The 16,077-nt window shown below is 71.2% G+C and carries 11 protein-coding genes and 1 rRNA gene; 7 read left to right on the top strand and 5 right to left on the bottom strand.

From position 1 onward, the window contains the following. Positions 1–108: 108 nt before the first annotated feature. The 3 genes from ACWEF6_RS40665 to ACWEF6_RS40655 are packed head-to-tail and all read left to right on the top strand — an operon-like array spanning position 109 to position 2,220. A complete protein-coding gene (locus ACWEF6_RS40665) occupies positions 109–534 on the top strand; it encodes a hypothetical protein (RefSeq protein ID WP_449680738.1) in 426 nt (141 codons plus the stop codon). Between the two features lie 13 nt (positions 535–547). Then, positions 548–1,063, top strand: a complete 516-nt coding sequence (locus ACWEF6_RS40660; RefSeq protein ID WP_310974230.1) for a hypothetical protein — start codon at positions 548–550, stop codon at positions 1,061–1,063. Next, on the top strand, positions 1,060–2,220 hold the full coding sequence (locus ACWEF6_RS40655) for a hypothetical protein (protein WP_449687838.1): 1,161 nt from the start codon (positions 1,060–1,062) through the stop codon (positions 2,218–2,220). The genes ACWEF6_RS40660 and ACWEF6_RS40655 overlap by 4 nt, the downstream gene beginning before the upstream one ends. Here the strand turns inward: ACWEF6_RS40655 and ACWEF6_RS40650 are convergent. Genes ACWEF6_RS40650 through ACWEF6_RS40630 form a run of 5 tightly spaced genes read right to left on the bottom strand, consistent with a single transcriptional unit; the run spans position 2,210 to position 8,262 of the window. Continuing rightward, positions 2,210–3,835, bottom strand: a complete 1,626-nt coding sequence (locus ACWEF6_RS40650) for a CocE/NonD family hydrolase (RefSeq protein WP_449687837.1) — start codon at positions 3,833–3,835, stop codon at positions 2,210–2,212. The two genes, ACWEF6_RS40655 and ACWEF6_RS40650, sit on opposite strands and share 11 nt — an antisense overlap. A gap of 50 nt (positions 3,836–3,885) precedes the next feature. Further along, positions 3,886–5,277: an aspartate ammonia-lyase gene (gene aspA, locus ACWEF6_RS40645; RefSeq protein ID WP_449687836.1), complete on the bottom strand. Its 1,392-nt coding sequence runs from the start codon at positions 5,275–5,277 to the stop codon at positions 3,886–3,888. Continuing rightward, the gene (locus tag ACWEF6_RS40640; RefSeq protein ID WP_449687835.1) at positions 5,274–6,191 is read right to left on the bottom strand and encodes an asparaginase; all 918 of its coding nucleotides are present in this window, start codon (positions 6,189–6,191) and stop codon (positions 5,274–5,276) included. Before ACWEF6_RS40640 ends, aspA begins: the two co-directional genes overlap by 4 nt. Further along, the gene (locus tag ACWEF6_RS40635) at positions 6,188–7,618 is read right to left on the bottom strand and encodes an amino acid permease (RefSeq protein ID WP_449687834.1); all 1,431 of its coding nucleotides are present in this window, start codon (positions 7,616–7,618) and stop codon (positions 6,188–6,190) included. The genes ACWEF6_RS40640 and ACWEF6_RS40635 overlap by 4 nt, the downstream gene beginning before the upstream one ends. Further along, the gene (locus ACWEF6_RS40630) at positions 7,615–8,262 is read right to left on the bottom strand and encodes a FadR/GntR family transcriptional regulator (protein ID WP_449687839.1); all 648 of its coding nucleotides are present in this window, start codon (positions 8,260–8,262) and stop codon (positions 7,615–7,617) included. The genes ACWEF6_RS40635 and ACWEF6_RS40630 overlap by 4 nt, the downstream gene beginning before the upstream one ends. 357 nt (positions 8,263–8,619) lie before the next feature. Here ACWEF6_RS40630 and dnaE point away from each other — a divergent pair, with 357 nt between their 5' ends. The 4 genes from dnaE to ACWEF6_RS40610 form a co-directional block, all read left to right on the top strand. Further along, complete coding sequence (gene dnaE, locus ACWEF6_RS40625) at positions 8,620–12,207, top strand: DNA polymerase III subunit alpha (protein ID WP_449687833.1); 3,588 nt, start codon at positions 8,620–8,622, stop codon at positions 12,205–12,207. Positions 12,208–12,274: 67 nt separating this feature from the next. Further along, positions 12,275–13,744 (top strand): MFS transporter, encoded by a 1,470-nt coding sequence (locus ACWEF6_RS40620; protein ID WP_449687832.1) that lies wholly within the window; start codon positions 12,275–12,277, stop codon positions 13,742–13,744. A 428-nt stretch (positions 13,745–14,172) separates the two neighbouring features. After that, positions 14,173–15,354 (top strand): low temperature requirement protein A, encoded by a 1,182-nt coding sequence (locus tag ACWEF6_RS40615; RefSeq protein WP_449687831.1) that lies wholly within the window; start codon positions 14,173–14,175, stop codon positions 15,352–15,354. A gap of 651 nt (positions 15,355–16,005) precedes the next feature. Next, a 16S ribosomal RNA gene (locus tag ACWEF6_RS40610) occupies positions 16,006–16,077 on the top strand; the annotation flags it as partial.

The raw sequence follows: 16,077 nt of genomic DNA, 5'->3' as shown, positions 1-16,077 counted from the left end.
GCGGGGGCGGGGGGGGTGTGGGGGGGGGGGTGGTTGGCGGGGCGGGCCCCCCCCCCGGGCTCCGGGGCCCCCCCCCCGGGCGGGGCGTCCCTCCACTGTGGAGGGTAGGTGCCGGGCGTTGTCCGTCGCGCGGGAGTGCACGCGCTCGCGGTGGTCGCGGGCTCGCTGCTGCTCGGATTCGTCCTCTTCCTGAGCCGGCCGGCCGCGCCGGTGCCCGAGGTCCCGCCGCCGCCGTCCGCGGTGGACGTCGCGGCGCGGGGGAGCGACCGGCAGTGGGACCTGAGCGGCGCTCGGCTGGGTGACGACGGCACCGGGTTCTTCACCGGCGAGATCACGGTGACGAACCGGGCGGACCGGCCGCGGACGGGATTGTTCCGGCTGACCCTCTTCGCCGGCGGCGCGAAGGTGGCGGAGCTGTTCGGCCAGGCACGATCGGCGGTCGACCCCGGCGCGACGGTGGTGGTCGAGCTGGGGCTCGGCGGGCCGTTCGTGCCCGGCCCGTACGAGGTGGAGTTCCACGAAGCGTTCGCATAGAGGGGCGGGACGGGTGAGCGACGAGGTCATCGGCTGGGCGGTGCGGCTGGCGGCGGAGGTGGCACCGGACGAGGCGGAACTGGTTCCGGCGGTGACGGCGGCGTACCTGGCGGGCGGCGCGGCCCGGCGGGAGCTGTTCGCGCGCACGAACGCGGCACCGGGCGGCTTCGACGTGACCGCGCCGATCGTGCTGTTCCCGCACGTGCTGGCGACGGTGACGCTGGCGGGCCACGCGATCTGGACGGCGCTGGGCGGCAACGCGAGCAGCGTCTCGACGCTGCTGAAGAACCTCGGCGACCTGTGGGACCGCCGCCGCGCGAAGCAGGTCCCGGCCGCGGAACCGCAGGCGCCGGGGCTGCCCGAGCTGAACCACCTGATCGACGCGATCAGCGCCGAGCTGAAGGCGGCGGGGGTGCCGGAGACCGACAGCGAGGTCCTGACGTTCCGCATCGTCCGGGCCCTGATCAAGGACGGCGCGGGCACCCGGGCCTACCTGGCCGCGGCCCCACCGGAGAACCCGAGCCGATGACCGGCGGCGACGCTCGGCAGGGCGTATCCACGCCACTCCGGCAAACCCTCACCCCACCCCGGTCGCCGGCGCCGCCCTGGCTGCTCTTCTGGTTCCTCACCGCCCTGTGCTGGACCGTGCCCCGGCAGCTCCCGACCTGGCGGGACAGCCTGTTCGACCTCCTCGGCGTCACCCCGAACCCCGCCACCACCGTCCCCGGCAGCGACGTCCTGCGCGTGGCCGGGCTGGTCGATCTCATGCCCGCTGTCGTGTTGCTCGCCGCCGTCGTCACCGTGGCGGGTGCCGGGGTGCGCGGGCGGCTCGTCGAGCGCCGGTACGGGCTGAGCGACGACCTCCGCACCCCGAGCCTCGCCGCCATCGCCGGCTACGCGCGGGCCCAGCTGCCCGGTGTCGAAGTCCGGGCCAACCCGCGGCGCACCGACCTGCTCGCCTTCGCCTACCTCCGCCGTCCCCGGCGGCCGCGGCTCGCCGTCTTCGCCCCGCTCGTCGTGCTCTGGCGGCGGGACCGCGCCGCCGCCGAAGCCGTCGTGCGGCACGAACTCGCCCACTGCCGGCAGGGCGACACCTACCTCGCCGGCGCCACCAGCCCGCTCGCCTTCCTCGTCCGGCACTGGTTCGCCCTGTTCGCCTGGGCCGTCGTCGTGCCGGTGGGGGCGGTGTGGTTCGCCGACGTCCTCGCTCGCGCCGTGCCCTCCACCGGGCAGCTCTTCACCGGGCTGGGCCTGATGCTGCTCAACGCGCTCGGGCTGCTGCTCGCCGCCATCACGCTGCCCGTCGCCGGTTCGTGGAGCGCCGAGTTCGCCGCCGACCACGTCGCCGCGGCCGGACCGGCAATGCGGCTGGGTGCCACGCACCGCGGCCGCGTGCTTGCCAGGCTCACTCACCCGCCCATGGCGCTGCGCCGCCGGCTGCTGCGCGCGGGCCCGCGCGCCACCGCCTTCGCCGCGATCGCGTGCTACCCGCTGGGCTGGCTGGTCCAGCTGGGCTGGCTGCTGCTCGCCGCGCACGCCGCCTGGCTGCCGATCGGCGAATCCGGCACTCTCCGCGCGATCGGGCTCTGGGCGGCCGCGGGCTGGCCGGTCTGGACGGCCGCCGCGCTCTTCCTCGCCGCCTGGCCGCTGCTGCGCCGGCCGTGGGTGCGCCTCGTCAGCTGCTGAACACCGGCAGCGTGAGCCGGGACGGCCGGGCCGCGTCGTGGAACACCTCGAAGCGGTTCGGCTTCCCCGTCACCGCCGATGTCACCGGCTCGTCCGTTCCGTGGTTGCGCGCGAACCGCGGGAACGCGCCGCCCGCGATCTGGACGCGCAGGCGGTGGCCGCGGCGGAAGCGGTACGCCGTCGGGTCGAGTGTCACCTCCGCCGTCACCACGCCGTCCGCGTCCGCGGCCGGGACGCCCGGGCGCAGGCGCAGGATCCCGTCGGTCACGTTGCGCGAAACCCCGCCGGAGTCGACGTCGCAGAGGCGGACGTAGACGTCGGCGTGGCCCAGCTCGGTGCGGACGTGCACGGTCGCCGACACTTCGCCGATGACGTCGAGGTCCGACGGCAGCGGCTCGCCGGTGAACACCAGCACGTCCGGCCGGGCCTCGACCTGCTGGTTGTCGCGCTGCTTCCACTCGCCCGTCAGCAGCGGGCCGCCGACCGCGGGCGTCGGGTCGGCCGGGTCGTAGGTGAACGTCGTCGGCAGCGCCGGTTCGCCGAAGCTCTCGCCGAGGCCGCCGATCGGCCGCAGGTGCGCCTCGGTCGCCTTCGACGGCGGCGGCCACGACTCGAAGTCCAGCCACGTCCCGGCGCCCTGCAGGAACAACCGGACCGGCGAGCGCTGCAGGTACGTCCGGTCGCCGAGCAGGTGCGCGCGCAGGAAGCCGAGCTGGTCGCGGAGCATCGGGCCCATGCTCGCGGGCTCGCCGTGCGCCCACGGCCCGATCGTGATCCGCGGCGCCTTGCCCGCGTCGGCGAGGGTCCGGAAGTCGCGCAGCTGGGAGCCGATGAACAGGTCGTACCAGCCGGTGACCATCGACACCGGGACGTCGAGTCCCGCCACCGCGGCGCTGTGGTCGGACATCGCCCAGTAGTCGTCTCCGGGCGCGAAGTGCCCGGTGATGTCCTGGAGGAACCGCACCGGCTTGCCGATCGCGGCCACGTCGGCGGTGCTCAGCGGCAGCGAGGACATCGCCCGGCGCGTCTTCCGCGTCTGCAGCGGGTTCGGCAGCGCGGCGAAACGCTCCTCTTGGCGGCCGATCATCGCCGACCAGGAGACCATGTTGTCCGCCGCCAGCACGCCGCCCGGGTAGAACGTCGAGACGAACTCCGACGCCGTCACGCCGAGGCACATCGCGGCGAGCGGCGGGTCGAGGTACGGCCCGATCGCCCACTGCGTGTGCCCGAGGTAGCTGGCGCCGGCCGTGCCGAGGGTGCCGTCGCACCACGGCTGCGCGCGCAGCCACTCGGCGGTGGCGATGCCGTCCTCGCGTTCGAGGTGGAAGGGCCGGAACTCGCCGCCGGAGCCGAACGAGCCGCGGGTGCTCTGGACGACCGTCTGCAGCCCGTGCCGGGCGAACGTCTCGCCGAAGAGCTTCGACGCCAGGCCCTTGCGCCCGTACGGCGTGCGGATCAGCACCACCGGCGCCGACGTCGTCCCGGCCGGGGCGTACCGGTCGGCGAGCAGCGTGACGCCGTCGGGCATCGGCACGGCGAGGTCGCGCGTCACGACCGGCTTCGGTCCTTCGGCGCGGGGGAGTCCGAGCAACTTGTCGACAAGTCGGTCCAGCACGGGCGCCCGCCTTCCGAAGTGGAGTAGATCCTTCCGGATCCGACCGTACCTCAGTTCGCGCGGGCGAGGGTTTCCGGACGCAGCAGCTTCGCCAGCTCCTCGGCCGGGATCAGGCCCTTCTCGACGACGAGCTCGGCGACCCCGCGCCCGGTGGCCAGGGCCTCCTTCGCGATCTCCGTGGCGGCCGCGTAACCGATGCTCGGGTTGAGCGCCGTCACCAGCCCGATCGAGTTCTCCACGTACGCGCGCAGGACGTCGACGTTCGCCGTGATCCCGGCGACGCACTTCGACGCCAGCGTCCGGCAGGCCGCGCCCAGGTGCGTGATGCTCTCCGACAGCGAGTGCAGGATGATCGGCTCGAACGCGTTGAGCTGGAGCTGGCCGGCCTCGGCGGCCATCGTCACGGTGACGTCGTTGCCGATCACCTCGAACGCGACCTGGTTGACCACCTCGGGGATCACCGGGTTGATCTTGCCCGGCATGATCGACGACCCGGCCTGCACCGGCGGCAGGTTGATCTCGTTCAGCCCGGCGCGCGGGCCCGAGGACAGCAGCCGCAGGTCGTTGCAGCTCTTGGACAGCTTGACCGCTATCCGCTTCAGGACACCGGACAGGTGCACGAACGCGCCGCAGTCCTGGGTCGCCTCGACCAGGTCGGCGGCGGTCACGACCGGCAGGCCGGTGATCTCGCGCAGGTGGCGGCACGCGGCTTCGGCGTACCCGGGTGCGGCGTTGAGGCCGGTGCCGATCGCGGTCGCGCCGAGGTTGATCTCGTGCAGCAGGGCGACGGCTTCGTTCAGCCGCTGCCGGTCCTCGCCGAGCATCACCGCGTATGTGCCGAACTCCTGGCCGAGCGTCATCGGCACGGCGTCCTGCAGCTGCGTGCGGCCCATCTTCAGCACGTCGTGGAACTCGACGGCCTTGGCCGCGAACGCCTTCTCCAGCACGACCATCGACTCGGACAGCTCGCGCACGGCGAGGATCGTCGCGACGTTGACCGCGGTCGGGTAGGCGTCGTTCGTCGACTGCCCGAGGTTGACGTGCTCGTTGGGGTGCACGACGTGGTAGTCGCCCTTGGCGTGCCCGAGCAGTTCCAGGGCGCGGTTGGCGATGACCTCGTTGGCGTTCATGTTGGTCGACGTCCCGGCGCCGCCCTGGATGACGTCGACGACGAACTCACCGTGCAGCGCGCCTTCGCGGATCTCCCGGCAGGCCGCGCCGATCGCGTCCGCGATGCCGGGGGAGAGCAGGCCGAGCTCGGCGTTGGCGCGCGCGGCGGCTTCCTTCACCGAGGCCAGCGCCTCGACCAGGTGCGGGTAGGCGGCGAGCGTCGTTCCCGTGATCGGGAAGTTCTCGCGGGCGCGGGCGGTGTGCACGCCCCAGTACGCGTCGGCGGGGACGTCCTTGTCGCCGAGCAGATCGTGTTCGCGGCGGGTGGTCATACGGTGCTCCCCACCGGCAGGTTTCCGGAAAAACGCAGGTTGTCCGGGCCGGGCGGGACGTCGATCCCGCACAGCCCGAGCAGCGCGGCCAGCACCGGGTAGCGCGCCCGGTCGCCGCCGTCGGCGATCTTGACCGCGATCGCCGTGCCGTCCGGCAGCGCGGCGACCTGGACGGCCTCGAAGCCGTCCTTGGCGATCAGCCCCGGCACCGCGCGCATGACGGCGGTGACGTCGCGGCGGCTGCCGCCGACCAGCTCCGGGTGCTGCCGGATCCCGGCGGCCACCAGCCCTTCCGGCGTGTCCGGCGCGGCGAGCGCGATCTTCGACACCGCGGTCGCGAGCCCGCGCAACGTCGTCGCGAAGAGCGGCGCGCCGCAGCCGTCGACGGCCACTCGGGCGATGCCCCGGCCGGTCAGGTCCTCGACGGTGGCGGCGATCGCGCGCTGCAGCGGGTGGGCCGGGTCGAGGTAGCCGTCGACCGGCCAGCCGTTCAGCGAGCAGGTCGCGAGCATCGCCGCGTGCTTGCCGGAGCAGTTGTGCCCGAGCCGGCTCGGCGCCCGCCCGGCGGCGAGCCAGCGGTCCCGCTCGACCGGGTCGAACGGAAAGTCCGCGGGGTTCCCGAGCAGGTCGGGCGAGCGCCCGTCGAGGACCTCGAGAGCCGCGTCGAGGTGCAGGGCCTCGCCCGAGTGGCTGGCCGCGGCGATCGCGAACCCGGCGGGGGACAGGCGCAGGCCGAGCCGCGCCATCGCGGTCGCCTGCAGCGGCTTCGCCGTCGACCGCGGGTACATCGGGGAGTCGACGTCCCCGGCGGCGAACCGCGCCGAGCCGTCCGGGGCGAGCACCACGGCCGAACCGTGGTGGACGCCCTCGACCAGGCCGTCGCGGAGCAGCTCGACGAGGGGTTCGTGGCTCACATGCCCTCCTCGTCGAACGCCCGCATGTCGATCCGCTTGCGCACGCCGAACCAGCCGGCGACCAGCGCGACGGCGATGGCGGGCAGCGCGAGCAGGGTGATCCGGCCGGTCTCGTCGAAGCCCATCAGCACCACGACGGCGGCGAGGAACACCAGCGTCGCGATCTCGGTGTACGGCGAGAACGGCAGCCGGAAGGACGGCCGCTCGAGGCCGTCGCGCTTGGCCCGGCGCACGAACAGCAGGTGGCAGAGCACGATGATGGCCCAGGTGGCGAGGATGCCGATCGCGGCGAAGTTCAGCACGATGTCGAAGGCCTCCTTCGGCACCAGGTAGTTCAGTCCGACGCCGAGCACGCAGACGGCCGCGGTGAGCAGGATCCCGCCGTAGGGCACGTGGTTGCGGTTCATCACGCCGGTGAACTTCGGCGCCGAGCCCGCCGTTGCCATCGACCGCAGGATCCGGCCGGTCGAGTACAGGCCGGAGTTCAGGCTGGACAGCGCCGCGGTGAGCACGACCAGGTTCATCACGCTGTCCGCCGCGGGCACGCCCAGGTGCGAAAGCACGGTGACGAACGGGCTCTGGTCCTTCGTGTAGGAGCTCCACGGCAGCAGCATCGCCAGCAGCACGACCGAGCCGACGTAGAAGACGAGGATGCGCCACATGATGGAGTTGATCGCCTTCGGCATGATCTTCTCCGGGTTCTCGGTCTCGCCCGCGGCCACGCCGACCAGCTCGACCGAGGCGTAGGCGAACACCACGCCCTGCACGATCAGCACCATCGGCAGCAGCCCGGACGGGAAGATCCCGCCGTGGTCGGCGATCAGCTGCGGACCGCCCGCGACGCCGTCGACCGGCGTCTGCGTCACCAGCAGGAAGATGCCGATCACCATGAACAGCACGAGCGCGGCGACCTTGATGATGGCGAACCAGAACTCCATCTCGCCGAACAGCTTCACCGACACCATGTTCAGCGTCAGGACGACGGCCAGCGCGATCAGCGCGAGCACCCACTGCGGGATCGGCGAGAAGAACGACCAGAAGTGCGCGTAGAGCGCGATCGCCGTGATGTCGGCGATGCCGGTGGTCGACCAGTTGAGGAAGTGCATCCAGCCGGCGACGTACGCGCCCTTCTCGCCCATGAACTCGCGGGCGTAGGAGACGAACGCGCCGCTGGAGGGCCGGTACAGGATCAGTTCGCCGAGCGCGCGGACGACGAAGAAGGCGAAGAGCCCGCAGACGCCGTAGACGATCGCCAGCGCCGGGCCGGCCTGGGCGAGCCGCCCGCCGGCGCCGAGGAACAGGCCGGTGCCGATCGCGCCGCCGATGGCGATCATGTTGACGTGCCGGGACTTCAGGGCCTTGCTGTACCCGGCGTCGCCCGCGTCCGCGGTGTTGCCGGTCGTGCCCGTGAGGGTCTGTTCGGTCACTGGTCCCCGTTCACGATGCTATTGAGGGTGGCTTCGACGTGCTCCAGGTGCGCGGACATGGCCGCGACGGCGGCGCTCTCCACGCGGCTCTCGATCGCCTTGACGATCGCCCGGTGCTCGATGTTCGACTGGCGGCGGCGGTCGCCGAGCTGGTTGAGGAAGGCGGACTGGCGGGCGAGCGCGTCCCGGATCTCCTCGATCACCTTCCCGAACACCGGGTTGCCCGAGGCCTGGGCGATGGTGATGTGGAAGAGCGAGTCGAGCGCGACCCAGGCGGTGTTGTCGGTCTCGGCGTCCATCCGGTCGAGCAGGTGGGCGAGCAGGTCGAGGTCGTCCTGGCCGCGCCGCACGGCCGCGTACCCGGCGACCGGGATCTCGACGTGCCGGCGGACCTCGATGAGGTCGCGGGCGGAGTAGGGCCCGAAGGTGGGGTTTTCGGCCGGGCCGGTCGCGGTGACGAAGGTGCCCTTGCCGGTCTTCGACTCGGTCATGCCGAGCGCCTGCAGACCGCGCAGCGCCTCCCGGATCACCGAGCGGCTGACCTCGAACTCCCTGCTCAGGGCCGCTTCGGAGGGGAGCTTCTCGCCGACGGCGTGCTCGCCGCGCTCGATCGAGGCGCGCAGGTGGGCCAGCACGGCTTCCATGGCGCTCACCCGGCGAGGACCACCTTGTCCGGCTGTCTGGCTGTCAGACAGGTTCATGGCGGGAATGCTCGGTCCCGGTGCCGCCGGTGTCAACGCGAGGTTCGGTGACTGTGGCCCACCTCACCGTGGCGCTCGTGAGTGGCAAGGCGGGTTCTAACCCGCCTTGCCACTCACGACCGGCGTCCGCGCGTGACCGGTCGGCAGCGGCGCGTGTCGTGATCGTTTCCGCCCGAAGGAGCCGCGCGTCGGTGCACTCCCGCGGCCCCGCCGAGGCGCACAATCGAGCCCGGCGAGTGCGGGATAAGGTGGGAGACCCGCCGCGCGCCGGTCCGGTCCACCTAGGGGAGGTTTTCGCTGGTGTCGAACGATTCCTTCGTCCACCTGCACGTCCACACCGAGTACTCGATGCTCGACGGTGCGGCGAAGATCGCCCCCCTCTTCGCGGAGGCCGCGCGTCTGGGCATGCCCGCGGTCGGCATGACCGACCACGGCAACATGTACGGCGGCGACGAGTTCTACCAGCAGTCCAAGAAGGCCGGGATCAAGCCGATCATCGGCATCGAGGCCTACATCGCGCCGGAGAGCCGGTTCCACAAGAAGCCCGTCTTCTGGGGCCAGGCCAACCAGCGCGGCTCGGACGAGTTCGGTGAGGGCGGCGACGTCTCCGGTGGCGGTGCGTACACGCACATGACCATGCTCGCCTCGAACGCGACCGGCCTGCGGAACCTCTTCAAGCTGTCCTCGCTGGCCAGCATGCAGGGCTACTACCGCAAGCCCCGGATGGACCGCGAGCTGATCTCCGAGAACCACTCGGGGATCATCGCCACCACCGGCTGCCCGTCCGGCGAGGTGCAGACCCGGCTGCGGCTGGGCCAGCGCGAGGAGGCCATCCAGGCCGCGTCCGACTACAAGGACATCTTCGGCGCCGACAACTTCTTCCTCGAGCTGATGGACCACGGCCTGCCGATCGAGCGGTCGGTCCGCGAGGGCCTCCTGGAGATCGGCCGGCTGCTCGACCTCAAGCCGATCGCCACCAACGACTCGCACTACGTCACCAAGGACCAGGCGGACACGCACTCGGCGCTGCTGTGCGTCCAGGCCGGCAAGACCCTCAACGACCCGACCCGGTTCAAGTTCGACGGCGACGGCTACTACCTCAAGTCCGCCGCCGAGATGCGCGAATACTGGGACAAGGAGGTCCCGGGCGCGGCCGACACGACGCTGATGATCGCCGAGCGCGTCGAGTCCTACGAAGAGGTGTACGCGCACAAGGACCGGCTGCCGTTCTTCGAGGTGCCGGAGGGCTACGACCAGGGCAGCTGGCTGCGCGAAGAGGTCCAGCGCGGCCTGAAGTGGCGCTTCCCGGACGGCGTGCCGGACGAGTACTACAACGAGCGCATCGAGATCGAGCTCGACGTCATCATCGGGAAGGGCTTCCCGGCCTACTTCCTGATCGTCGCCGACCTCATCAGCTACGCCCGCCGCGTCGGCATCCGGGTCGGCCCCGGCCGTGGTTCGGCCGCCGGCTCGCTGGTCGCGTACGTCCTCGGCATCACGAACCTGGACCCGATCCCGCAGAAGCTGCTGTTCGAGCGGTTCCTCAACCCCGAGCGCGTCTCGATGCCCGACATCGACATCGACTTCGACGACCGCCGGCGCGGCGAGATGATCCGGTACGCCACCGAGAAGTACGGCGCGGACAAGGTCGCCCAGGTCATCACCTTCGGCACCATCAAGACCAAAGCGGCGATCAAGGACTCCGCGCGCGTCCACTTCGGCCAGCCCGGGTACGCGATCGCGGACAAGATCTCCAAGGCGCTGCCGCCGCCGATCATGGCGAAGGACATCCCGCTCTCGGGCATCGTCGACAACAAGCACGAGCGCTACGGCGAGGCCGCCGAGGTCCGCGCGCTGGTCGAGACCGACGAAGAGTGCAAGACGATCTTCGAGACCGCCCGTGGCCTCGAAGGCCTGATCCGCAACGCGGGCGTGCACGCCTGCGCGGTCATCATGTCGTGCGACCCGCTGACCGACGCGATCCCGCTCTGGCAGCGCGACGACGGCTCGATCATCACCGGCTGGGACTACCCGTCGTGCGAGGCCATCGGCCTGCTGAAGATGGACTTCCTGGGCCTGCGGAACCTCACCGTCATCGGTGACGCGATCGACAACATCAAGGCCAACCGCGGGATCGACATCGACCTCGACACCCTGGGCGTCGAGGACCCGGAGACCTACAAACTGCTCGCCCGCGGCGACACGCTCGGCGTGTTCCAGCTGGACGGCGGGCCCATGCGCGACCTGCTCCGCCGCATGGAGCCCACGGTGTTCGACGACATCGTCGCGGTCGGCGCGCTCTACCGCCCCGGCCCGATGGGCATGAACGCGCACAACGACTACGCCGACCGGAAGAACAACCGGCAGAAGGTCAAGCCGATCCACCCGGAGCTCGACGAGCCGCTGCGGGAGATCCTGGCCGACACCTACGGCCTGATCGTGTACCAAGAGCAGATCATGCACATCGGCCAGAAGGTGGCCGGGTACACGATGGGGCGGGCAGATGTTCTGCGCCGCGCGATGGGCAAGAAGAAGAAGGAAGTCCTCGACCTCGAGTACGAGGGCTTCGAAGCCGGGATGAAGGCCAGTGACCTGGTCCCGGGCGGGTTCTCCGCCGAAGCCGTCAAGGCGCTCTGGGACACGATCCTCCCGTTCGCCGGCTACGCGTTCAACAAGAGCCACGCGGCCGCGTACGGCCTGGTCTCCTACTGGACCGCGTACCTCAAGGCGAACTTCACGCCCGAGTACATGGCCGCCCTGCTCACCTCGGTGGGTGACAACAAGGACAAGTCGGCGGTCTACCTGTCCGAGTGCCGCCGCCTCGGCATCAAGGTGCTCCCGCCGGACGTCAACGAATCGGCCCTGCGGTTCGCGGCCGTCGGGGACGACATCCGCTTCGGGCTGGGTGCCGTCCGCAACGTCGGCGCGAACGTCGTCGAGTCGATCATCAAGACCCGCGAGGAGAAGGGCAAGTACGCGTCCTTCACCGACTTCCTCGACAAGTCCGAGCTCGTGGCCTGCAACAAGCGGGTGATCGAGTCGCTGATCAAGGCGGGCGGGTTCGACTCGCTCGGCCACACGCGGCTGTCGATGATCCAGGTCCACGAAGACGCGGTCGAAGCGGTCGTCCCGCTCAAGCGCCAGGAGGCGATGGGCCAGTTCGACCTGTTCGGCTTCGGTGGCGACGAGGGGGAGGCGGCGCCGTCGTCGTCCCCGCTCGCGCACCTGAAGTTCGGCGAGGAGGAGTACCCGCGCAAGCAGCTGCTCGCCTACGAGCGCGAGATGCTCGGCCTGTACGTCTCGGCGCACCCGCTGGACGGCGCCGAGCGGATCCTGCGCAAGCACGCGCCCAAGCCGATCGCGAGCATCCTCAACGACCCGCCGAAGGAAGGCGAGCTCGTGATCTCCGGGCTGATCACCTCCCTCGAGCGGCGGGTCAACAAGAAGGGCGAACCCTGGGCGATCTGCACGGTGGAGGACATGGACGCCTCGCTCGAGGTCCTGTTCTTCCCGAAGTCGTACGCGCTGTTCGCGAGTGAGCTGATCGAGGACAACGCGGTGCTGGTCAAGGGCCGGGTGAACTGGCGCGAGGACAAGATGTCGGTCTTCGGCGGCGGCCTGGCCACACTGGACCTGTCCGAGGTCGGCACCGGCAACGGCGACGACGAGCCGCCGCTGGTCCTGCTGGCCGCGGCGGAGAAGATCGACCAGTCGGTGGTGAGCGAGCTGCGGTCGACGCTGCTCGCCCACAAGGGGGAGACCCCGGTGCACCTCAAGCTGGTGGGCAAGAACCAGACGGTCTTCGCGCTCTACGACTACCCGGTGAAGGTCAGCTCGATGCTGATCGGCGAGCTGAAGGGCATCCGCGGGATCACCGCGTCGACGTGACGTTCCTCGGGGCGGGATCCGGGCGCACAGCGCGCGCGGATCCCGCCTTTCGTGTTTGCTGGACAGGATGACGTACGAACCCGACCCCCGCCGCTGGAAAGCGCTTGCCGTCTCGCTGACGGCCGGGTTCATGGGCTTGCTCGACGTCAGCATCGTCAACGTCGCCCTCCCCTCGATGCAGGCCGGCCTGCACGCGAGCAGCGGCGGGATCCGCTGGGTCGTCTCCGGCTACGCGCTGGCGTTCGGCCTGGTGCTGGTCACCGGCGGCCGCCTCGGGGACGCGTTCGGCCGGCGGAACATGTTCCTCGGCGCCCTCGCCGCGTTCGTCCTCACCAGCGCGCTGGCCGGCGCGGCCCCGAACGAGCTCACGCTGGTCATCGCGCGGCTCGCCCAGGGGGTCGCGGCGGGCATGCTGACCCCGCAGAACACCGGCCTGATCCAGGACCTCTTCCGCGGCGCCGAGCGCGGCCGCGCGTTCGGGATGTTCGGCGCGGTCGTCGGGATCTCCACGGCGGTCGGGCCGATCCTCGGGGGCGCCATCATCGCGCTCTTCGGCGCCGAGGACGGCTGGCGCTGGGTGTTCTACGTCAACGTCCCGATCGGCGTCCTGGCGTTCGCCCTGGCCCTGCGGCTGCTGCCGCGGAGTGAGAAGAAACAGCTCCGGGTCCGGTCGGAGATCGACTTCGTCGGGATCGGGCTGCTGGCCGTGGCCGTCCTCGGCGTGCTGCTCCCGGTCGTCGAATCCGACCAGGGCGGTCTCGCCCGGCTGTGGTGGCTGTTCCCCGTCGCGCTCGTCTTCGGGGTCGTGTTCGTGCGCTGGGAGCACTCGGTGGTCCGGCGCGGGCGGTCGCCGCTGCTGGACACCCGCCTGTTCACCGGCACCCCCGGCTACGCGGCCGGCGCGGCGGTCGGTGCGCTCTACTTCTGCGGCTTCGCCGGGATCTGGCTGGTCTTCGCGATGTACTTCCAGCAGGGCCTCGGCTATTCGCCGCTGCAGTCGGGCCTGTCGGTGACGCCGTTCGCGCTCGGGTCGGCGGTGTCGGCCGCGGTCGCCGGGCGGCTCGTGCCCCGCTACGGCCGCCGCCTCACCGTGACCGGGCTGGCCATGGTCGCCGCCGGGCTGCTGGGTGTCGCGCTGCTCGCCGAGCTGGTCCCGCCGTCGGCGTCCGGGTGGGCGTTCGCGCTGCCGCTGCTGTTCGCGGGCGTGGGCGGCGGGATGGTGATCTCGCCGAACACGACCTTGACGCTCGAGTGCGTGCCGGTCCGGATGGCCGGGGTCGCCGGCGGCGCGCTGCAGACCGGGCAGCGGATCGGCACGGCGATCGGCACCGCGGTGCTCGCGTCGGTCTTCGGCCTGGTCCTCGGCCGCGGCTATCCCGTGGCGCTCACCGTCGCGCTCGGCTGTGCGGCCGTCCTGACGTGCGGCGCGCTCGCCCTCGCGGTCGCCGAGCTCCGGGCGCGGCGGCACCGGGCGTCCGAGCAAGAGCGGGAAGCCCGGAAGGCCGAGACGTCCGCCGCGGACGTCCACCGGGGTTAGGACACTACTTTCCGCAGATTCGCGATGCTCCATCCGAGTGACGAGCGGGGAAAGACACTGGTGCTACGGAGAGCGACCGGGTAGATCTTATGGAGCCTTCACTGCGCGGCTTCGGCTACCGACAGTGGCAATCAGTCGGCCACCCGGGGATGGGGTGACCGGCTTGAGCGATCGAGGCGTCCGGAGTTCGAGGGAATGGACACACTCGGTCACCTTCCGTCCAGTGGGTGTCGGCGTCCGCGGGGGACCGTCCGGCACTCGCGGAAGGGCTGCCCATCGGTGCCCGCCGGCGCGTGACGGCGGCGGGCGGGCCCGGGTGAGGGGGAACCGGGCCCGTCCGTCTTCTTCACCCGTGTCGTGCTCGCCGCTCCCGCGCTGCTCGTGCTGGGATGATCGCGTCCGTCCGAGGCCGACGCGGGGGAGTCCCGATGACCGAACAGCCGTCCGGGACCCGGGTCTGGTACCGGCCGATGCGCTCCCGCGACCGCGGTGAGCACCACCGCGTCGCGACTCCGCTGGAACTGCTCTTCGACCTGTGTTTCGTGGTCGCCGTCGGCCAGGCCGCGGCGGCGTTGCACCACGCGCTCGCGGAGGGGCACGCCGCGCACGGCGTGACGTCGTTCGCGATGGTGTTCTTCGCGATCTGGTGGGGCTGGCTCAACTTCAGCTGGTTCGCCTCGGCGTTCGACACCGACGACGTCCCGTACCGGCTGGCCACGCTCCTGCAGATCGCCGGCGGGCTGACCATCGCGGCCGGGGTGTCCACCGCGTTCGAGGGCGACTTCCGGGTGATCGTCGCCGGGTACGTCCTGATGCGCCTGGCGATGGTGGTCCAGTGGCTGCGCGCGGCGCGGTCGGAGCCGGAGTGCCGTCCGGCCGCGCTGCGCTACGCCGCCGGGATCGTGGTGGTCCAGGTGCTGTGGATCGCGCGGCTGTGGGTGCCGGGGACGGCGGGCGCCGTCGCGTTCGTCGTGCTGGTGCTGGCGGAGCTCGCCGTGCCGGTGTGGGCCGAGAGCCGCGGGGGGACGACGTGGCACCCCCACCACATCGCCGAGCGGTACGGCCTGTTCACGCTGATCGTGCTCGGCGAGACGATCCTGAGCGCGACCAACGCGATCAAGGAGGGAACGGCCGAGCCCGGGCACATCGGAGCGCTGGTGTCACTGGCCGCGGCCGGCCTGGTGCTCGTGTTCTCGATGTGGTGGCTGTACTTCGACCGGCCGGGACACGCCCGGCTGGTCCGCCGCCCGGGCATGTTCACCTCGATGAGCTGGGGCTACGGCCACTACTTCATCTTCGCCTCCGCGGCGGCGGTCGGCGCGGGCCTCGAGGTGGCGGTGGCGTACGACACGGGGACATCGCACCTCGGCGGAGTGGCGGCGGCATTGCCGACCACGGTGCCGGTGGCGGTGTTCCTGCTGAGCGTGTGGTTGCTGCACATAGGGCCGACGAACGAGTGCCGCCCGATCGCCATCGGCTTCCCGGCAACGGCGGCGCTGGTCCTGGCGGCCTCGTTCACACCGGCCCCGATCCACGCGGCGGCCGGCCTGACGGCGGCACTGGTGGTGGTGACGGTCATCGCAACGCACGGCTCCCCGCGGCCGGCTTGAGGCGCTGGGTCGCCGCGGCCGGTCTGACGGGCGCGCCGTGGGTCCGCGGCCGGGCTTGAGGGGCCACCGGCCTCCGGGCTGGCCTGTGGCGCAACGGCGTCCGCGGTGGTCTAAGGGGCACCGGTTGCTGGGGCTGGCTTGATCGGCGCAACCGGTCTCCGCGTTCGGCCTGAGGGAGCGCCGGTCTCCGCGGCCGCCCACCGGCCCCCGCTGTCGGCCCGAGCGGCGCACCGGTCTCCCCGGCCGGCTTGAGCGGCGCACCGGGCGTCGGGGCCGTCTCCCCGCCGTGGCGGCCGTATCGGTGCAGGTCAGAGGCCTGGCGCGAAAAAAGGTACCCCCCTGTGCAAGGGGGTTTCGGGGGCATGTAAAGTTCTCCAAGTCGCCAGGGAAACCGAGCGGCCGCCGGGAACACGAACCAAGCTCCCACGATCGTGGTAGAGTGGGTGGTCCCGAACCAGGGTGGTATCCCTGGAACAAAGCTTGAAACAAAAGCCGAAGACCAAGGCGCCTTCGCGGCGCGGCGGTCCGAAGTGTGTTGCTTGAGAACTCAACAGTGTGCTAGTGAACTAAGCCAGTAGAGCTTATATTGAAACCCCCTCGTCGGGGTTTCCTTTGAGAGCAAGAAAATTGCCTCGATTGAATTCGAAGACATTGTTGGAGAGTTTGATCCTGGCTCAGGACGAACGCTGGCGGCGTGCTTAACACATGCAAGTCGAACGCTGA

Source organism: Amycolatopsis sp. NPDC004772, from assembly GCF_053601215.1.
Note: the sequence above shows the minus strand (reverse complement) of the source record. Positions and strands in the feature narration are given on the sequence as shown.